Here is an 18,952-nt window from a genome sequence, read left to right as displayed (position 1 = left end):
TGCCCGTAATAATATTGACTTTTACGTAATAGTCAATTTTGACTTATTAGCGTTCGGTTCCCGAACCAGCGATGCCGCGCAAACTACCGGCTTACATACGCTAAAGATCGAAATTCCTCCTGAGATCGGTTTGCAGCCGTCACCGGGATAGGTAGCGCCTCGGAGGTCCAGACTCGAATCAATGCAGCAAAAATGCGAGATGCGGAGACGCAGCGATTGCCCACAGCGCATAAACAACTCCTCGTCAGAATGGTACGCGCTCACCTCTCCTTCTGCGCCTTTTTGAAATTGATATAAGACAACCGGATATTAAAAAGCTTTTGGAGAAGGCGTGATCGTCGGGAGCTGGTGCTGCCATTATCTCCCTCCTATCCTGGCCCCCGCCAAATATTCTTCCATTCCCGATAGAGAGTGCCTTGTCTGTTCGCCCCATCATCCGCTTTCCCGATCCGCTATTGCGAACCCCCTCCAGTGCCGTGACAGCCTTCGATGACGATCTGCGAGTGCTCGTCAACGACCTGCTGGATACGATGCGGGCCGCGCCCGGCGTCGGCATCACCGGCCCGCATATCGGTGTCCTCAAGCGGGTCGTAGTGATTGAACTCAGCCGCGGGGATGGCGTGCGCACCTATATCAATCCGGAAGTCCTATGGTCGTCAGCGGAAACTATGCGGCATACGGAGGGTAGCGTTTCCATGCCCGGAGCGACGGAGGAAATCGTCAGGCCAAAATCCATCCGGTTTCGCTATCAGAGCATCACTGGAGGGGTTCAAGAAGCGGAGGCGCATGATTTTCTGGCGATCTGCATTCAGCATGAGATCGACCAGCTGGACGGCATTTTCTGGCTGCAGCGGCTGTCCAAGCTCAAGCGCGACCGACTGGTGAAGAAATGGGAAAAGATGCGGGGCTGATATAGTCAAAGCAAAACGGGCGCCCGAAAGCGCCCGTTTTGTCGTCGGTAAAATTCGACAATCAGCCCTTGAGCTTGGAATTGCAGAGGCTGTAGTAGCCGCCGCCCTTCTGGATCCACTTCAGGCCGCCGAGCGAATTGCTGGCCTTGGCGGCGTTGTAAGCGTCAACGCAGGTGTGGAAGCGGCCCTTGCCGGGGGTCTCGGTCGCATATTTGGGATCGACCTTTGCCGGGAAGGTTACACCGGCCGGAGCAGCCGTGGTCGGCTTTGCCGGTTCTGCTGCCGGCGGCTTTGTAGCGTCGGGCTCATTGGCGTCGACCTTGGCTGCCGCAGTAGTCTTCGCCGGCTTCGCAGGCGTCGTAGCCGCCGGTGCGGTGGTTGCAGGAGCGGTGGTTGTCGTGGCGCTAGCGTCCGCACTGCACTGAGTTGCGCGGAAGTCATTCCACTTCTGGCCGTTCAAGGTGCCAGCGGTTTTAGCGGCCTGATATTTAGCGCTGCACTCTTTCATGGTTAGCGCAGAAGCCGAAGAAGCGAGGCCCATCGAGCCTACAACTGTGAGAGACGCAAGAGACATCAACAGAATGGCACGACTTGTCATTGGCATTTCCTCCGCTCTATGACGAATGTCGAAACTATTAATCGTATCGTCCCCGTCGATTGTCAATCGACGCGCGATCTGGGGGCGACGAAAGACACCATATGCGGACGAACATGAACGCAATCTGTACAAAAATAACCATCGAAAAGAGTGGCTTGACTATAGCGGCAATCCTGGATGGCGGCTCATAGGCGCGCTGACCTCATCCAGAGATGGAAGGATCGATGGTGCCGATTCACATTGCAATCTTGCTTCGCCATTCGCAGGTCAGCGATGCGATTGAGTGCGGTGGAATCGAAACCAGGCACCGAAGAGGTCGCGAGGCATGAGGGCGGCTGCAGACCAAATACAACCTATCGTGAGCTTTGGTCTTGAAGTGCAGGCGCCTCGCCCTAGCTTTGGTTATGCAGTTCCCCTCTCTATGCCCTGGATGCTCTCCCTTCCAGGGCATTTTTCTTTCAGATATTTTTCTGGCAGATAAGGTTGTCGAGAGACAACGCACCAAAAGAGTCGCCACAGCGCTCAAATAGGTATAGGCTCGTCCTACCGTTGGCTACCGAACCCGTAGGCGCTAGCGGCTGAGAGAGATGATTACTCTCGCCTGCAGAGGTCAAGGAGTTACCCGCATGACCTCGCATGATAGCGACAACATCCTGAGCGATCAGAAACTGCACGATCTTCTCAAGGCAGAAGACAGGATTGATCTTTTGGAGAAATCGAAACGCTTCGTTCCGAATGACTCGGAAGTGCCGATGGTAGAGGACGCCGAAGAGCGCTCCTGCGAGCTATAGCAGTGTTCGCCATCAAATCGGACAGGTCGTTTGACCTGTCCCGCTCAGCACTAAAATTCATCGCAACATCCGGCATCGTCTTCGGACGATCGCAGATCACCTTCACGCGTCATTGACGGTTTCGCCGAAGACTTGTTCGAACGCATCACGCAGGCGGATATCAACATCCGCCATCATGACCGGCAGACCGAGATCGACGAGGCTGGTCACACCATAGGCCGAAATTCCGCAAGGAATGATGCCGGTGAAATGCCCGAGATCGGGGTCGACGTTCAACGACAAGCCATGAAACGTCACCCATTTGCGCACGCGGATGCCGAGCGCCGCAATCTTGTCCTCAGACACGGTGCCGTCAGCCAGAGTGGGTTTCTCCGGGCGCCTGACCCAAACGCCAACTCTATCTTCGCGTCTCTCGCCGCGCACATTCATCGAATCGAGCGTGCGGATGATGACCTCCTCGAGCGCGCCGACAAAGGCGCGGATATCCTGCCGACGACACTTTAGATCCAGCATGACATAGGCGACGCGCTGACCAGGCCCATGATAGGTATATTCGCCGCCGCGTCCGGTCTTAAAGACCGGAAATCGATCCGGCTCTATCAGATCGGCGGCATCAGCGCTGGTGCCCGCCGTATAGAGCGGAGGATGTTCGACTAGCCAGACGAGCTCCGGCGCCCGCCCCTCCGCTATCGCAGCTACTTCCGCCTCCATGGTGGCTACGGCTTCCTCATAAGGCACGAGGCCATCGCTGATCCGCCAGCGGACAGGCGGCGTGCCTTGAACGGGAAACATCTGGTGAGAAAGTTCGGTGCGAAGCATATGGCAGTCCTTTGCGCGCCGCGCCGGCCGCATATGTGGAAAACCAGCGTGCCGACGGGTTGTCCACATATGGCGCCATTCTGGCGGGAATTCAAACATGTAAGGCGTTTCTGCAGCATTCGCACAGGTCAAATCGGACGAGCTGTGAAGGAATTTAAAAAAACTGACATATCGCTCTTGTGCCCCCCGAATGCTTTTGCTACATGCAGCCGCGCCGGAGCAATCTGGCCTACCACGATGCGGTCGTGGCGGAATTGGTAGACGCGCAGCGTTGAGGTCGCTGTGGGGCAACCCGTGGAAGTTCGAGTCTTCTCGACCGCACCAAAAGAACCCGGCTTAGGCCGGGTTTTTTGTTTTTAAACAATGCGTCGCTAACGCTTGCTTCCGCACAACATTAAATTTGCCTGCCATTCTCCGACTCGCCGCCGGCGTGCAAGCCGATCGAAGCATCGTAGATATTGCGGCGATCCTCCCATTGTCCAAATAAGTTGCTCAAGAAATTCATGTCGACATGCAGCTTTTCTGCCCCGATTGGCAGGAGCGGCCATCCTATTCCCATGGTCACTTGACTTCGCGCCCCTCTCTGGCACCGTGAAACTCTGCAGATATGGGGAAGATGGATGACGCCAGAACGTTTTTCAGAATGCCTTTTGCATATACGCTGGACGCCCATCAATCTGGCGAGCGCTCTGCAATGCGACCTGTCATGGGTGGAGGCGCTGGAAGCTGGAAATGCTAAAGTCCCGGCAGGGTTGGCGGAATGGCTGGAAACCCTAGCGCAATGCCATGAGAAAGCCGGCGTTCCAACCACCTATCGTGGCCGCGGACACGACTGAGATTGAGAGATGCGAGCCCGGAGAACGAATGACGGCTTGAAACAGCGGATAACTCATTCCAACGGAGGGATTGGAGATGAATGATGATTTTCGCTTGAAGCTTATCAAAATGAGAGGCGAGAAGATCGCCCATCGCAATGAACTGCTGGCGATGAAGACACAGCGCATAAACGCGAAAGAGATCGGAGAGGTCATCGACCTTGACGACATGATCGCTCGTGAACAACTCGCGATCGACACCCTCGACGATACGATTGCCCGATTAAGCTAGAAACACCCAAGTCCGCGCCACGAGGGAAACCGCCCTCAATGCGCCACATCCTTGCTGAGATTGCGCAGCCGGATCTGGTGATCAAGACGCTCCAGTTGGCTTGTCGTGGTCTCGATCAGCCGGCCGATCTCCTGATAGGCCGTCCGCAGCCGTGAAAGCTCGTTCCTGACGGCTGCTAGTGCGCGCTCATCGCTGTCTTCGCCGGGTCCATCACCCGATCCCGTCATCAACCATGCCGGAGAAACATCGAAAAGAGCCGACATCTTCGCCAGCGCGGAGGGATTGGGTTCGGCGCGATCGGATTCCCATGCGAGCATGGTCGCCTCGCTGACGCCAAGCTGTCCGGCCAGCGTTTCGAGACTGATTCCTGCGGCATCGCGCGCCATGGACAAGCGCCCTCCAAGCGTATCACCGCCTTCATCCGAAAAAACGGTCGTCTCTTGTTCTGGTTTGAACATCGGTGCGATCCCTTTCCTGGTTGCGCCGGCAATTTTGTGCCGCGCATTCATGTTTTAGCTGTTTCCAAAGCTCCAGATAGGTCTAAGGGCGTCATCTCGCCAGGGAGATCTGTCCCATTTGGAAAAGTATGGCATTTGCGGATGGCTGCCACCGCATCTTGCAACCTGCTTTCGAGCGCGTCTTGATTGCATGTTTGTCCTGTGTTTGAAGTTGACGCATGCCCGTCTCTTCCGCCGTTTCCACGCAGCAAAATCCGCTTAGAGGCATGACGATCATGGCAAGCGCCATGATCCTCCTGCCGACGATGGATGCGATCGCCAAATATATGGCCAGCTTCGAAAATATGTCGCCAGGCCAAGTGACATTCTATCGCTTCTTCTTTCAGCTTGTGTGCATGCTGCCGTTGCTTGCGACCGCTACCGGGCGGTCGGCTTTTTCTGCAAAGCGTCCTTGGTTGAATCTGTTGCGCGGCGCGCTGCATGGCGCTGCGAGCCTGCTCTTCTTCGCCGCGGTCAAATACATGCCGCTTGCCGATGTCTTCGCCATTTATTTCGTCGAGCCCTTTATGCTCACGGCGCTTTCCGCCTTGTTTCTTGGCGATAAGGTTGGCTGGCGGCGGTGGCTGGCGATCGTTATCGGCTTCGGCGGCGCAATGATCGTGATTCAGCCGAGTTTTGCGATCTTCGGATTGAAGGCGCTGCTGCCGGTCGCCTGTGCATTTCTCTATGCGCTCTATCTCTTCATGAACCGCGCTGTCGGCGAGGCAGATTCGCCGCTGACGATGCAGATCATGTCGGGTCTCGGCGGCACGGCGTTCATGGCCGTGGCTCTGTTTGCCGGCTCCTCAGCCGGCATTGCGGATTTCGAGCCGTCCCTGCCCGCCTCGGCGCTTGGACTGGTGCTTCTGCTGATTCTCGGTTCGATATCAGGCTATGCCCATATGCTCGTAGTCAGGGCCTTCCGGCTGGCGCCCTTGTCTCTGCTTGCACCATTCCAATATTTCGAGATCATTTCCGCCACTGTTCTCGGTTACGCGATCTTCGGTGATTTCCCCAATCTTTCCAAATGGATCGGCATTGCCATTATCGTCGGCTCCGGCCTCTTCATCATTTGGCGGGAGCGCGTTCAGTCGAGATTGCAAAAAACCGCATGAATGCGGATATCTTGCACATGGACCCGCGGTGCAATTTGTGGCTAAAACACTGACTGAATAGGGTATTTGGGCGGAGATTGCATGTTCAAAAAAATCCTCATCGCCAATCGCGGCGAGATCGCCTGCCGCGTGATCAAGACCGCGCGCCGTATGGGTATCCTGACGGTCGCCGTCTATTCCGATGCCGATCGGGATGCTCTCCATGTCGAAATGGCCGATGAATCAGTCAATATAGGCCCCGCTCCTGCTGCCGAAAGCTATCTCGTCGCCGACAAGATCATCGCTGCCTGCAAGCAGACAGGCGCGGAAGCGGTTCATCCAGGTTACGGTTTTCTCTCCGAACGCGCCTCCTTCTGTGCGGCGCTGGAGAAGGAAGGCATCGTCTTCATCGGTCCAAAGCCGAAGGCGATCGAAGCCATGGGCGACAAGATCGAATCGAAGAAATTCGCCAATGCCGCCAAGGTCTCCACCGTTCCGGGCCATCTCGGCATCATCGATGATGCCGATCATGCCGAAAGGATCGCCGCCGAGATCGGCTATCCCGTCATGATCAAGGCGTCCGCCGGCGGCGGCGGCAAGGGCATGCGCATCGCCTGGAGCAAGGACCAGGTGCGCGACGGTTTCGAGCGCGCTCGTTCGGAAGCGAAAAGCTCCTTCGGCGACGACCGCGTCTTCATCGAGAAATTCGTCGTCGATCCCAGGCACATCGAGATCCAGGTGTTGGCCGATGCTCACGGAAATGTCGTCTATCTCGGCGAGCGCGAATGCTCCATCCAGCGCCGAAACCAGAAGGTCGTCGAAGAAGCGCCCTCGCCTTTCCTGGATGAAGCGACGCGCAAGGCTATGGGCGAGCAGTCCGTGGCGCTTGCCAAGGCCGTCGATTATCAGAGCGCCGGCACGGTCGAATTTATCGTCGATCGCGACAGGAACTTCTATTTCCTCGAAATGAATACGCGCCTGCAGGTCGAGCATCCAGTGACAGAACTCATAACCGGCATCGATCTCGTCGAGCAGATGATCCGCATCGCCGCCGGCGAAAAGCTGCCGTTCAAGCAGGCGGATATCAAGCTCAATGGCTGGGCGATCGAAAGCCGCTTGTATGCGGAAGATCCCTACCGCAACTTCCTGCCCTCGATCGGCCGACTGACACGCTATCGTCCACCGCGCGAGGGTAAAACGGAGAAATCGGTCGTGCGCAACGATACCGGCGTCTTCGAAGGCGCCGAAATCTCCATGTATTACGATCCGATGATCGCCAAGCTCTGCACCTGGGCTCCGACGAGGCTGGAGGCGATCGAAGCGATGGGGGAAGCCCTGGATGGCTTTGTCGTCGATGGCATCGAGCACAATATGCCGTTCCTATCCGCATTGATGAAACATCCGCGCTGGCGCGAAGGCCGCCTCTCCACGGGCTTCATTGCCGAGGAATATCCCGATGGCTTCGCGCCGGTGACGGCGGATGAGGGGCAAACCGCTTTGCTGTCGGCAATCGCCCTTTCCTGCAGCCTGATCGAATCCAATCGCCGTGAACGCTATGGCGACCGGCTGCGTCCAGCCGCCGCGCCGCTTCGGGAGAGCTGGGTCGTGAAGCTCGGCGCCGACTATCTGCCTGTGAGACTGCTTGAAGGTCTAGCGACCATTCCCTTCGAGATGGACATGCAGATCGGCGCCCAAACCGTAACTGTCGCGACCGACTGGCGTCCTGGCGATTCAGTATGGGCCGGCACCGTCGGCGGCCGCAAGCTGACGGCCCAAATCCGCACCGTGCTCAATGGTCTGCGCATTGATTGGCAGGGCATTTCTGTCCGGGCCAAGGTGTTTACGTCTCGTCAGGCTGAACTCGACAAGCTCATGCCGGTCAAATTGCCGCCCGATACGTCGAAGCTCCTGCTCTGCCCCATGCCGGGCCTGGTCGTCGCCATCGCTGTCGCCGAGGGACAGGACGTCAAGGCGGGCGAAACGCTGGCCATCGTCGAAGCAATGAAGATGGAAAATGTCCTGCGCGCCGAACGCGATCTGGTCATCGGCAAGATCAACGCCAAGCCGGGCGAAAGTCTCGCCGTTGACGCCGTGATCATGGAATTTGCCTGATCGAGAAGCTTCGCCACGGCGGCCATATCAGAAAAGCTGCGTGGCGATTGCTCGGCTAAAACATGATAATTGCGACGCTAAGTGTCTGATTTTGGCTTGAGCCGCCCCGTGCGCCCATGCCAATGTCGCGCGGACCAAATCATTGCAGGAAGGGATGAGATCATGGACGTAAGAGCAGCGGTCGCGGTTGCGGCAGGCAAGCCGCTTGAGGTGATGACGGTTCAGCTGGAGGGGCCAAAGGCCGGCGAAGTGCTGATCGAGGTCAAGGCGACCGGCATCTGCCATACCGATGATTTCACGCTCTCGGGTGCCGATCCGGAAGGCCTGTTCCCGGCCATCCTCGGCCATGAGGGTGCCGGCATCGTCGTCGATGTCGGTCCGGGAGTGACTTCTGTCAGAAAGGGCGACCACGTCATTCCGCTCTACACGCCTGAATGCCGCGAATGCCCGTCCTGTCTTTCGCGCAAGACCAACCTCTGCACGGCGATCCGCTCGACCCAGGGCCAGGGCCTGATGCCGGACGGCACATCGCGCTTCTCGATCGGCAAGGACAAGATCCATCATTACATGGGCTGCTCGACCTTCGCCAATTACACCGTGCTGCCGGAGATTGCCGTCGCCAAGGTCAATCCCGACGCTCCCTTCGACAAGATCTGCTATATCGGCTGCGGTGTGACCACGGGCATCGGCGCCGTCATCAACACCGCCAAGGTGGAGATGGGCGCAACCGCGATCGTCTTCGGTCTCGGCGGCATCGGCCTCAATGTCATCCAGGGCTTGCGGCTTGCCGGCGCCGACATGATCATCGGCGTCGATCTCAACAATGACAAGAAGGCCTGGGGCGAGCGCTTCGGCATGACGCATTTCGTCAATCCGAAGGAGGTCGGCGACGACATTGTGCCTTATCTCGTCAACATGACGAAGCGCGGGGCCGATCAGATCGGTGGGGCCGACTATACCTTCGACTGCACCGGCAATACCAAGGTGATGCGCCAGGCTCTCGAAGCCAGCCATCGCGGCTGGGGCAAGTCCGTGGTCATCGGCGTTGCCGGCGCCGGCCAGGAGATCTCGACGCGTCCGTTCCAACTCGTCACCGGTCGCTCCTGGATGGGCACGGCCTTCGGCGGCGCGCGTGGCCGCACCGATGTTCCGAAGATCGTCGACTGGTACATGGAGGGCAAGATCGAGATCGATCCGATGATCACCCACACCATGCCGCTCGACGACATCAACAAGGGCTTCGAGCTCATGCATTCGGGTGAAAGCATCCGCAGCGTCGTGCTCTACTGAGTAGAAAGCCACTCGGCTGAACGTATGCGGCGCATGAAAAAAGCGCCGCATATAGCTGAAAAGATTTGATATCATGATTTATGTCGATGCCGACGCTTGTCCGGTCAAGCCGGAGATCCTGAAGGTTGCCGAACGCCACGGCATGGAGGTGACCTTTGTCGCGAATTCGGGATTGCGGCCATCGCGGGACCCGATGGTGCACAACGTCATCGTCTCCAATGCCTTCGATGCCGCCGACAACTGGATCGCGGAGCATGCCGGTGCTAGCGATATCGTCGTCACTGCGGATGTACCGCTTGCCGGCCGCTGTGTTGCGACCGGAGCGCTGGTGACGGGACCGACCGGTCGTATCTTCGACAAGACCAACATCGGCATGGCAACGGCCATGCGCGATCTCGGCGCGCATCTTCGCGAAACCGGAGAAAGCAAAGGCTATAATGCCGCCTTCTCGCCGCGCGACCGCTCCGCCTTCCTCGAAACCTTCGACCGGCTCTGCCGGCGTGCCAAAGCACATCAATCATCGCCCGGAGACCAGTCTTGAACATCATTTCCCAGAACACAGCCTTCGGCGGCATGCAGGGCGTCTTTTCTCACGAGTCTGAAGCCTGCAAATGCGAGATGACCTTTGCCGTTTTCGTACCACCTCAGGCGATCAAAGAGCCCTGCCCGGTCCTCTGGTATCTTTCCGGCCTCACCTGCACTCATGCCAACGTCATGGAAAAGGGCGAATATCGCCGCATGGCCGCCGAACTCGGCCTGATCATCGTCTGCCCGGACACCAGCCCGCGCGGCAATGACGTGCCGGATGAGCTGACCAACTGGCAGATGGGCAAAGGCGCAGGCTTCTATCTCGATGCCACCGAGACGCCCTGGGCCGAAAACTATCAGATGTACACCTACATCACCGAAGAGCTGCCTGCCCTCATCGCCAGGCAATTCCGGGCCGATATGAGCCGCCAGGGGATCTTCGGCCATTCCATGGGCGGCCACGGCGCCATGACGATCGCATTGAGGAATCCGGAGCGCTTCAAGAGCTGCTCGGCCTTCGCGCCCATCGTGCAGCCGTCGACCGCCGATTGGTCCGCACCCGCGTTGGAGAAATATTTGGGGAGCGACAAGGCTGCATGGCGCCGTTATGACGCCTGCGCGCTCGTCGAAGACGGCGCCCGCTTCCGCGAATTCCTCATCGATCAAGGAAAGGCTGACAGCTTCCTCGAAAACGGGCTGCGTCCCTGGCTGTTCGAAGACGCAATTAAGGGCACGGATATCAGTTTGACGCTGCGCATGCACGAGCGTTACGACCATTCCTACTATTTCATCTCCACTTTCATGGATGATCACCTGAAGTGGCATGCCGAGCGGCTGGGAAAGTAAAGGCAGCCCGATCGCCTTGAAATGGGCAGTCGAGGAAGGCATATAGGAAGGACGCAGACGACTGCGACGGTCGGCAATCGAACCTGCCGTAGACACCGCGGGGACGGCCTCGCTCTTAACAAAGGAGCGTAAAATGGCTTGGTTCCTGCTTTTCCTCGCAGGTTTGTTCGAAATTGGCTGGGCCGTCGGCCTGAAATATACTGATGGGTTCACGCGCCTCGTACCAACAGTCCTCACCGTCATTTCCATGATCATCAGCATCGTACTGCTTGGCTTGGCCGTAAAGACCCTGCCGATGGGCACGGCTTATGCGGTCTGGACCGGGATCGGCACCGTCGGTACGGTTTTGTTTGGAATATGGCTGCTTGGTGATCCCGCGACCCCTGTGCGGCTGCTCTGCATTGGGCTCATCGTGGCCGGTATAGCCGGCCTGAAGCTTGCTGCTTGAGTCGGCGGCGGTCATCGGCGCTGGCGATTGTCCAGCGCCCAGCTTCCTGGCCCGGCAAACACCAGAAACAGGAAAATGAAGCAGAACAGGATGGCTCCATCTCCCTGATTATTGGCCGGGAAGAAGTCGATCTGCATATGCACCATGAAGTAGGCGATCGCCATTTCACCGCTCAGGAGAAAGGCGATCGTTCGGGTGAAAAGCCCGAGCAGGATCAGGACACTGCCTATGAGCTCGATGATCCCGGCCACGAAGAACAGCGTCGTGATTTCGAAAGGCGCCGGCGGAAAGCCGAAGACCTTTTGCGTACCGTGCTCGATGAACAGCAACGCTGTCACGACCCGCAAGATGGCAAGGGCAGCGGGCTGATAAGGCGACAGGCGCTCGGAAAGGGACATGAGGATCTCCGTTCGATAGAGGATGCGAAGGAGATCCTGTCAGAAGTGCTCTCGTTTCGCTGATTACGGAGTAAACACGCGAGAGACGAATTTATTCGCCGGACCCGGCAATTCAACCGAGCCCGACGGAGAGGCTGGTTACTTCTTGTTGTTGTCGATCGCCAGCAGGCCCGGGCCTGCGAAGATCAGGAACAGGAAGACGAAGCAGTAGAGGATCGCCGCGTCACCGCCATTGTTGGCCGGGAAGAAATTCTTCGGATAATGCGCCATAAAATAGGCGACCGCCATGTTACCGCAAAGAATGAACGCGACCGGACGGGTAAAGAAGCCAACGATCGTCGCCAATCCACCGACAACTTCAAGGATACCCTGAACGAGAAGCAGAGTCGGCAGCGGGCTTGGGAACTGACCGCCGAGCGGAAAGCCAAACAGCTTCTGCAAGCCGTGTTCGATGAACAATACGCCGGTGACGACGCGCAAGACAGTAAGAGCATAGGGCTGATATTGGTTCAGCCGATCGGAAAGCGCCATGTTAAACTCCAGTTTTAACTCCCCCACGGGGAAGCAATAGAGCGCACGGCCGGGAACGTGAAAACACGCCTTCTGACACCGGATCAATTTTCCGTGTGATATCCGTGACGCGTTGTCACAGACTCAAAGCGGGATGTTGTCGTGCTTCTTCCAGGGATTGGTCAGATCCTTGTTGCGCAACATTCTGAGCCCCTGTGCCAGCCGCCGCCGGGTCGATCGCGGCATGATCACCTCGTCGATGTAACCGCGCTCCGCGGCAACGAAGGGCGACAGGAAACGGTCTTCGTACATCTTGGTGTGGGCCGCGATCTTCTCCGGATCGGCGATATCCTTGCGGAATATGATCTCGACGGCGCCTTTGGCACCCATGACGGCGATCTGTGCTGTCGGCCAGGCGTAGTTTAGGTCACCGCGCAGATGTTTCGAGGCCATGACGTCATAAGCGCCGCCGAATGCCTTGCGAGTGATAACCGTGAGCTTTGGCACAGTCGCTTCTGCATAAGCGAAGAGCAGCTTGGCGCCGTGCTTGATCAGGCCGCCATATTCCTGTGCCGTTCCCGGCAGAAAACCCGGCACGTCGACGAAGGTGACGATCGGGATATTGAAGCAATCGCAGAAACGCACGAAACGCGCCGCCTTTCGTGACGCGTCGCTGTCGAGAACACCAGCCAGCACCATCGGCTGATTGGCGACGAAGCCCACCGTGGCGCCTTCGATGCGGCCGAAACCGCAGACGATGTTCTTGGCGAAGCTTTCCTGAATCTCGAAGAAATCGCCCTCGTCCGCCACCTTCAGGATCAGTTCCTTGATGTCGTAAGGCTTGTTGGCATTGACCGGGATCAGCGTATCGAGCGAATTGTCCGGTTCCGTCACCGATTGATAGCACTCAATTTCCGGCACCGCTGCCGTGTTCGATTGCGGTAGGAAATCGATGAGGCGGCGCACCTGCAAGAGCGTATCGACATCATTGTCATAGGCTGCGTCCGCAATCGAGGATTTCGTCGTGTGCACCGAGGCGCCGCCGAGTTGCTCGGACGTCACCGTCTCGTTGGTGACGGTCTTCACCACATCCGGCCCGGTGACGAACATGTAGGAGGTGTCGCGCACCATGAAGATGAAATCCGTCATGGCCGGAGAATAGACATCGCCACCGGCACAAGGTCCCATGATGATCGAGATCTGCGGAATGACGCCGGAGGCTAGCACGTTGCGCTGGAAAACCTCGGCATAGCCGCCAAGCGCGGCTACGCCTTCCTGAATGCGGGCGCCACCGGCATCATAGATACCGACGATCGGCGCACGGTTCTTCAGCGCCATATCCTGCACCTTGGTGATCTTTTCCGCATGTGCTTCCGAAAGAGATCCACCGAAGACTGTGAAATCCTTGGCAAAAATGAAAACCGTGCGTCCGTTGACCGTGCCCCAACCGGTCACGACGCCATCGCCGGCAATCTTGCTTTTGTCCATGCCGAAATCGGTCGAGCGATGCTCGACGAACATATCGAACTCTTCGAAAGAACCTTCGTCGAGGAAGATATCGATGCGCTCCCGGGCTGTCAGCTTGCCGCGTGCATGCTGCGCATCTATGCGGGCCTGCCCGCCGCCTAGCCTTGCGATCCCGCGACGACGTTCCAGTTCCTGCAGGATTTCCTTCATGCGGTCCTCTCTCCCTCGTCGCCTTGGCTTAGCATGGCGCGGATTCAGTTTGAAGCGTTGCCCTCAATTCGCCAGCCGAGGCGTGTTCAGCGAAAAGATGGAGCGGACCCGCGCGGCGATATCTTCCGCCATCAGCTCATCTGCGGTGGCAGGATCAGGAGCGACCGTTCTAATCTCGAACGACGCCATGGCAATCACGGAGCCGCCGTCGGGCGCCGCAGCATCGATATTGATCTTGGCGCTATTGCGGTCGCGATTGAAGCCCCGCGCCTTCCGAACGTCGCTTAGTCGGACGGTGATGGCAACCTGTGGCAATTGCGGACTGAAGCTTGTCGCAGCGATCGCGGCGTTGACCCGATCACTGACGGCTGAAACCAGCGCCGGCGATACCGGTGGCAAAGCCTGATCGGCTATGACGGTTGCGCTGCGCACGGCATAGGTTGGAGGCGGAGGATCCACGGACCAGCTTGAGCAAGCGGCCAATGCCAGAATTCCCACGAGCGCCGATATGGCTCTCGGCCTCCACAACAACATAATCCCTGCCCCGACTTTCGAATTTGCTAGATATGCAGATCGATATAAAGGACTGGAAATCAACAATATTCAACTGCGAAGCGCGGAAAAAACGTCTGTCGCGGCCTGAAACTCTTCAAAACGTTGTGCACGACGCTGCTCGGCTTCTTCGTCGCTACCCCAATGCTCGATCGTCCAATCCTCGTCGAGATGTGCGAGCGACCAGACGTCGGCAAGTGGCAGGAAACCTTTTGCAAAGGCCAGCGCCAGGATCGCCGAACCGGTCAGTGTCGTGATCGTGTGCAAGCTCGCAAGCTCCATCGGTGTGTCAAACTCGCGCAAAGCAGCGGCGAAGGCAGCAATGGCTTCGACAGGCTGCTCCTGATGCATGACGCCTTCCGCCAGAATGAAGCGGGCGCTGAGATTGCGCGCTGCCCATTCGATCACCGGGTCCCAGCGCTCCGACTGCCGCTCGACAAGGCGCTCAGGACCGTCGGCGCGATAGCAGAGCAGATCGCTGCCCGAAAAACGGACAATTTCGTCGAATACGGCCTGGCTCTCCGTTGCAACGCCATCGATGGCTGTGTTGACGAGACGCGTTACCGGCATGGTCGCAGGATCGATCACGTCGACCTGTCGCGCCCATTCGGCGGCCACCAGTCTGGCAAGCGCTTCCGTCGGCAGGGCCAAGGAGTGCCGCGCCGGCGTCTTCACTATCCTGCCGTCAAGAGCAATGGCATGACCGCCCTCATCCTTACTGATTGTCACATCCTTGTAGAAGCGTTTTGGCAACGGCTTCTTCATCTGGATCTGCGCGCGGCGGATCGGATCGGGATGGCTGAGACCTTCTGAAAGATCGTTCAACAGGTCGCGCATGGCGTCACCTCAGAGAATATGGCTCAACAAGTCGTTCGGATGGTGGGCGATGGCATCGGCGCCTGCTGCCAGCAACTCCTCGACCGAAGCATAGCCCCAGGCCACACCAATAGCAGTCGCACCAGCCGCTTTTGCCATCTGCATGTCGTATATAGCATCGCCGATCACGATCGTGTCGTGCGGATCCATGCCAGTCTCATCGCAGCATTCCGTCACCATCGCCGGATGTGGCTTCGATGGGCAGTCGTCGGCGGTGCGCGAGACAATGAAGTAGGGCGTGAACTCGTTGACCTCAAGGATATGGGTCAACCCGCGGCGGGATTTACCCGTCACCGCGCCAATCAGCAGTTCATCGCGGGCCGCAAGCGTCTCGATGAGCGGCTTGATGCCGTCGAAGAGCGGCGTCTGCATGTCCGCCTCGTCCCGCACTTCCGGAAAGATCGACTTGTAATGCGCCGTCATGGCAATCGCTTCGTCGTCGACATGCGGCTTGCCCTGCAGGCGGGCGATGGCGATATCAAGCGTCAGGCCGATGATCGATTTGGTCGCCGAAACATCGGGGCGCTTGTAGCCGAAGGCCACGAAGGTGCGCGCCATGACCTCATGGATCAGCCGCGCGCTGTCGACCAGCGTGCCGTCACAATCGAATAGGACCAGCTTCATTCGTCGTCCGGCTCCCCTGCCGATTCCATATCGAAACCGAGAAGGTTCCAAGTCTGCACCATGTGCGGCGGCAAAGGCGCGGTGACGCGCAGGCGTCCGCCGCTCGGATGCGGAATATCGATATGGCGCGCGTGCAGATGCAGGCGCTTCTGCACACCACCGGGAAAATCCCAGTTCGGATCGTCATCGAAATATTTGGGGTCGCCGATGATCGGATGGCCCATATGCAGTGCGTGAACACGCAACTGGTGAGTACGGCCGGTATAGGGCTCCATTTCCAGCCAGGCGAGGCTCTGCGCTGCGGTTTCGAGCACGCGATAGTAGGAGATGGCGTGATCGGCGCCCTCCTCTCCATGTTTGGCGATGCGCATGCGGTCGCCATCCGGCGTCGCTTCCTTCACCAGCCAGGTGGAGATCTTGTCCTCGTGCTTGCGCGGCACGCCCTTGACCAGCGACCAATAGGTCTTCTTGGTGTCGCGCTCGCGAAAGGCTGCTGTCAACTTCTGCGCGGCACCGCGGGTGCGGGCAACGACGAGCACGCCCGATGTGTCACGGTCAAGACGGTGCACCAGCCGCGGCTTCTCGCCCTTCTTGTTCGTCCACGCCTCCAGCATCTTGTCGATGTGACGGGTCAGGCCGGAACCGCCCTGTACAGCAAGGCCTGCCGGCTTGTTCAGCACGTAGACCTTATCGTCTTCATGCAACAGCATGCGCGCAAGAAGCTCGGCATCGCCGGAGTGTTTCAGGTCATTACTGGCAATGGGGCCACCTTTCGGCCCTTTGGCATCGACATCGAGCGGCGGCACCCGCACCATCTGCCCCGGCTGCACGCGCGCATCCGTCTTGACGCGACCGCCATCGACGCGCACCTGACCAGAGCGCAAAAGCTTCTGTAATTGACCGAAGCCGAGCCCTGGAAAGTGCACCTTGAACCAGCGGTCCAGGCGCATGCCGGCCTCGTCAGGCTCGACCTTAATATGCTCAATCCCGGCCATTCTTCTTCTTTCAAATACCGCGGCATGTCCCAAGCGTTGCCAAACCTGCGTTCGGCGGATCATGCAAATTCAAACGACAGGGCATCAGCCCCGCGGCCGGAGATTTCCCGGCCTTTTGACGTGGCTTTAGAGCATTTCGAGGAAAAGTGGAAACCGGAATTGTACGGCAGGATAATTTTCTGGCTCAATTTCCCTTGGCCGAGACGACAGGCAGATTGACGTCGACCATGCCCGCCTTGTCGAACATCAGCATCACGGGCACCGTGCCGCCCTGCTTGAAAGGCGTCTTCACCTGTTTGAACATCATGTGCATCGTATTCGGCGCGAGCGTCACGGTCGCGCCGGCGGGGATGGCGATACCGCCTTTCACCTCGCGCATCTTCATGATCTCGCCTTCCATCTTCATCTCGTGAAGTTCCACCTTGCCGGCGGATGATGAGGTGACGGAAGTGAGCTTGTCGTCGGTCTTGCCGGTATTGTGAATGGTAATGTAGCCACCGCCGACAGGCTGGCCGGGAAGCATAGCGCGAACATATCCGCCGCTGATATCGAGATCGCCGAGCTTGGCAGCGGCCGATCCCGAAGGTGCCGCACCCGCATCCATGTGCATACCGGGCATGGATTTCATCGCGCCGCTGTCCTCAGCCATTGCTCCACCGAAGGGAAGCGAAAATGCGCCAATCGAAATCAGCAATGCGACGGCATAGTTACGGTTCATGTTCATCTCCTGCCCGGCTCCTCAATCGATCAGAAGGGATAGCCTCTCCCATCCCTGTTGCAAAGGCCGTATTCATTAGGAAACGCAGGATTGATCGCCGCGACAAAAATTTGTTCAGCGGCGACATTTGCCCCTTGCCATCTCTATCCGGGACCGGATAATGGCACTCACCCTGTTGGGAGAATCCGGCGCAAGCCGGTGCCGAAGGAGCAACCGCCCCGGAAACTCTCAGGCCAAAGGACCAGCAAGGGGCAGACGGAACTCTGGAGAGAAGCGCGCAAGCGTTCGCCGAAGGGATAACAATCTCAGGCAAACAGACAGAGGGGGCTCATCGTGAGGCGCTGCCGCGCCGAAAGTGTGAGCTCTGCGCTTCGAAACGAGCGCAAAACCCGGAGGCGTCATTTGGACGAGACCGCTGCCCTCAAGACCACCCAACTTCATGCCCTGCATGTGTCCCTCGGCGCCCGTATGGTGCCGTTTGCAGGCTACGACATGCCCGTGCAATATGCGCCCGGCGTGCTGAAGGAACATCTCTGGACTCGATCGTCCGCCGGCCTGTTCGACGTGTCGCATATGGGTCAGGTGACGATCCGCGCCCGCTCCGGCAAATACGAGGATGCGGCGCTTGCGCTGGAAAGCCTGGTGCCGATCGACATTCTCGGCCTCGCCGAAAATCGCCAGCGCTATGGCTTCTTCACCGACGACAAGGGCGGCATCCTCGACGATCTGATGATCACCCATATGGACGACTATCTTTTCGTCGTCGTCAACGCTGCCTGCAAAGAGCAGGATTTCAAGCATCTTCAAGATCATATCGGCGATAGCTGCGAAGTTGCATTACTCGATCGCGCCCTCATTGCCCTGCAGGGACCGCGCGCGGTCGACGTGCTTGCCGAGCTCTGGGCCGATATCGCCCATATGAAATTCATGGATGTGCGCCATTGTCGTCTCCACGATGTCTCCTGCCTTGTCTCGCGCTCCGGCTACAGCGGCGAAGACGGTTTTGAAATCTCCGTTCCGGCGGACAAGGCCGAAGATATCGCCAAGCGCCTGCTGGAGCACCCGGACGTCCAGCCGATCGGCCTTGGCGCCCGTGATTCACTGCGCCTTGAGGCCGGCCTCTGTCTCTACGGCAACGATATCGACCAGACGACGACGCCGATCGAAGCTGCGCTCGAATGGGCCATCCAGAAGGCCCGTAAGACCGGTGGCGCCCGCGCCGGCGGCTTTCCTGGTGCAACCCGCATCCTTGGCGAACTCGATAGCGGCACCTCCCGCCGCCGCGTCGGCCTGAAGCCGGAGGGCAAGGCGCCGGTGCGCGGCCACTCCAAACTTTATGCCGACGCCGAAGGCAAGACCGAGATCGGCGAAGTCACTTCGGGCGGCTTTGGTCCGAGCGTCGAATCTCCGGTTGCCATGGGCTACGTACCGAGCAAATTCACCGCCCCCGGCACCATCATCTACGCTGAAGTGCGCGGCAAATATCTGCCTGTCGTCGTCAGCAGCCTGCCTTTCATCAAACCAACCTACAAACGTTGAACGTCTTTCCAGAGAGGATTAT

22 protein-coding genes, 1 tRNA gene and 1 riboswitch are annotated in these 18,952 nt (G+C 58.4%); of the genes, 12 read left to right on the top strand and 11 right to left on the bottom strand.

The window, feature by feature from the left end; genetic code table 11:
- Window positions 1–416 precede the first annotated feature (416 nt).
- Window positions 417–911 carry a peptide deformylase gene (locus tag ACYJRZ_RS05310; RefSeq protein ID WP_459456743.1) on the top strand — a complete coding sequence of 165 codons (495 nt, stop codon included), beginning with the start codon at window positions 417–419 and terminating at the stop codon, window positions 909–911.
- 61 nt (window positions 912–972) lie between these two features.
- Here the strand turns inward: ACYJRZ_RS05310 and ACYJRZ_RS05305 are convergent, their stop codons facing one another.
- Window positions 973–1,509: a hypothetical protein gene (locus ACYJRZ_RS05305; protein WP_459456741.1), complete on the bottom strand. Its 537-nt coding sequence runs from the start codon at window positions 1,507–1,509 to the stop codon at window positions 973–975.
- A 626-nt stretch (window positions 1,510–2,135) separates the two neighbouring features.
- Between ACYJRZ_RS05305 and ACYJRZ_RS05300 the strand changes: the two genes are divergently transcribed.
- Window positions 2,136–2,300, top strand: coding sequence for a hypothetical protein (locus ACYJRZ_RS05300; protein WP_459456739.1), 165 nt, complete (start codon window positions 2,136–2,138; stop codon window positions 2,298–2,300).
- 102 nt (window positions 2,301–2,402) lie between these two features.
- Here the strand turns inward: ACYJRZ_RS05300 and lipB are convergent, their stop codons facing one another.
- Window positions 2,403–3,119 carry a lipoyl(octanoyl) transferase LipB gene (gene lipB / locus ACYJRZ_RS05295; protein ID WP_459456737.1) on the bottom strand — a complete coding sequence of 239 codons (717 nt, stop codon included), beginning with the start codon at window positions 3,117–3,119 and terminating at the stop codon, window positions 2,403–2,405.
- 239 nt (window positions 3,120–3,358) lie between these two features.
- Here lipB and ACYJRZ_RS05290 point away from each other — a divergent pair.
- From ACYJRZ_RS05290 to ACYJRZ_RS05280, 3 genes are all read left to right on the top strand, one after another.
- Window positions 3,359–3,443: transfer RNA gene (locus ACYJRZ_RS05290), tRNA-Leu, on the top strand.
- Window positions 3,444–3,739: 296 nt separating this feature from the next.
- The gene (locus ACYJRZ_RS05285; protein ID WP_459456735.1) at window positions 3,740–3,955 is read left to right on the top strand and encodes a hypothetical protein; all 216 of its coding nucleotides are present in this window, start codon (window positions 3,740–3,742) and stop codon (window positions 3,953–3,955) included.
- A 76-nt stretch (window positions 3,956–4,031) separates the two neighbouring features.
- Window positions 4,032–4,226, top strand: coding sequence for a hypothetical protein (locus ACYJRZ_RS05280; RefSeq protein ID WP_459456733.1), 195 nt, complete (start codon window positions 4,032–4,034; stop codon window positions 4,224–4,226).
- 35 nt (window positions 4,227–4,261) lie between these two features.
- Here the strand turns inward: ACYJRZ_RS05280 and ACYJRZ_RS05275 are convergent, their stop codons facing one another.
- Window positions 4,262–4,684, bottom strand: a complete 423-nt coding sequence (locus ACYJRZ_RS05275) for a helix-turn-helix domain-containing protein (protein ID WP_459456731.1) — start codon at window positions 4,682–4,684, stop codon at window positions 4,262–4,264.
- A gap of 218 nt (window positions 4,685–4,902) precedes the next feature.
- Here ACYJRZ_RS05275 and ACYJRZ_RS05270 point away from each other — a divergent pair, with 218 nt between their 5' ends.
- The 6 genes from ACYJRZ_RS05270 (at window position 4,903) to sugE (ending at window position 11,041) form a co-directional block, all read left to right on the top strand.
- On the top strand, window positions 4,903–5,838 hold the full coding sequence (locus ACYJRZ_RS05270) for a DMT family transporter (protein WP_459456729.1): 936 nt from the start codon (window positions 4,903–4,905) through the stop codon (window positions 5,836–5,838).
- An 81-nt stretch (window positions 5,839–5,919) separates the two neighbouring features.
- Window positions 5,920–7,929, top strand: a complete 2,010-nt coding sequence (locus tag ACYJRZ_RS05265; protein ID WP_459456727.1) for an acetyl-CoA carboxylase biotin carboxylase subunit — start codon at window positions 5,920–5,922, stop codon at window positions 7,927–7,929.
- Window positions 7,930–8,091: 162 nt separating this feature from the next.
- Window positions 8,092–9,219, top strand: a complete 1,128-nt coding sequence (locus ACYJRZ_RS05260) for an S-(hydroxymethyl)glutathione dehydrogenase/class III alcohol dehydrogenase (protein ID WP_459456725.1) — start codon at window positions 8,092–8,094, stop codon at window positions 9,217–9,219.
- A gap of 73 nt (window positions 9,220–9,292) precedes the next feature.
- The gene (locus ACYJRZ_RS05255) at window positions 9,293–9,760 is read left to right on the top strand and encodes a YaiI/YqxD family protein (RefSeq protein WP_459456723.1); all 468 of its coding nucleotides are present in this window, start codon (window positions 9,293–9,295) and stop codon (window positions 9,758–9,760) included.
- Window positions 9,757–10,593, top strand: a complete 837-nt coding sequence (gene fghA / locus ACYJRZ_RS05250; protein WP_459456721.1) for an S-formylglutathione hydrolase — start codon at window positions 9,757–9,759, stop codon at window positions 10,591–10,593. The genes ACYJRZ_RS05255 and fghA overlap by 4 nt, the downstream gene beginning before the upstream one ends.
- A gap of 133 nt (window positions 10,594–10,726) precedes the next feature.
- Complete coding sequence (gene sugE / locus ACYJRZ_RS05245) at window positions 10,727–11,041, top strand: quaternary ammonium compound efflux SMR transporter SugE (RefSeq protein ID WP_459456719.1); 315 nt, start codon at window positions 10,727–10,729, stop codon at window positions 11,039–11,041.
- An 11-nt stretch (window positions 11,042–11,052) separates the two neighbouring features.
- Here sugE and ACYJRZ_RS05240 read toward each other — a convergent pair whose 3' ends face one another.
- The 8 genes from ACYJRZ_RS05240 to ACYJRZ_RS05205 form a co-directional block, all read right to left on the bottom strand.
- Entirely contained in the window at window positions 11,053–11,439 is a 387-nt protein-coding gene (locus ACYJRZ_RS05240; RefSeq protein ID WP_459456717.1) for a DoxX family protein, read from the bottom strand.
- Window positions 11,440–11,577: 138 nt separating this feature from the next.
- Entirely contained in the window at window positions 11,578–11,970 is a 393-nt protein-coding gene (locus ACYJRZ_RS05235; RefSeq protein WP_112334783.1) for a DoxX family protein, read from the bottom strand.
- A 123-nt stretch (window positions 11,971–12,093) separates the two neighbouring features.
- Entirely contained in the window at window positions 12,094–13,626 is a 1,533-nt protein-coding gene (locus ACYJRZ_RS05230) for an acyl-CoA carboxylase subunit beta (protein ID WP_459456714.1), read from the bottom strand.
- A 63-nt stretch (window positions 13,627–13,689) separates the two neighbouring features.
- A complete protein-coding gene (locus ACYJRZ_RS05225; RefSeq protein ID WP_459456712.1) occupies window positions 13,690–14,085 on the bottom strand; it encodes a hypothetical protein in 396 nt (131 codons plus the stop codon).
- Between the two features lie 144 nt (window positions 14,086–14,229).
- Entirely contained in the window at window positions 14,230–15,015 is a 786-nt protein-coding gene (locus tag ACYJRZ_RS05220; RefSeq protein ID WP_459456710.1) for an ATP12 family chaperone protein, read from the bottom strand.
- A gap of 9 nt (window positions 15,016–15,024) precedes the next feature.
- Window positions 15,025–15,678, bottom strand: a complete 654-nt coding sequence (locus ACYJRZ_RS05215; RefSeq protein WP_095434971.1) for an HAD-IA family hydrolase — start codon at window positions 15,676–15,678, stop codon at window positions 15,025–15,027.
- Entirely contained in the window at window positions 15,675–16,673 is a 999-nt protein-coding gene (locus ACYJRZ_RS05210; RefSeq protein ID WP_459456707.1) for an RluA family pseudouridine synthase, read from the bottom strand. Before ACYJRZ_RS05210 ends, ACYJRZ_RS05215 begins: the two co-directional genes overlap by 4 nt.
- A 184-nt stretch (window positions 16,674–16,857) precedes the next feature.
- The gene (locus tag ACYJRZ_RS05205) at window positions 16,858–17,391 is read right to left on the bottom strand and encodes a copper chaperone PCu(A)C (protein ID WP_459456705.1); all 534 of its coding nucleotides are present in this window, start codon (window positions 17,389–17,391) and stop codon (window positions 16,858–16,860) included.
- Window positions 17,392–17,557: 166 nt separating this feature from the next.
- Window positions 17,558–17,645, top strand: a riboswitch (glycine riboswitch).
- A 148-nt stretch (window positions 17,646–17,793) separates the two neighbouring features.
- Here ACYJRZ_RS05205 and gcvT point away from each other — a divergent pair.
- Window positions 17,794–18,930, top strand: coding sequence for a glycine cleavage system aminomethyltransferase GcvT (gcvT, locus tag ACYJRZ_RS05200; protein WP_459456703.1), 1,137 nt, complete (start codon window positions 17,794–17,796; stop codon window positions 18,928–18,930).
- Window positions 18,931–18,952 lie beyond the last annotated feature (22 nt).

Source organism: Rhizobium sp. No.120 (genome assembly GCF_054558365.1).
Note: the sequence above shows the minus strand (reverse complement) of the source record. Positions and strands in the feature narration are given on the sequence as shown.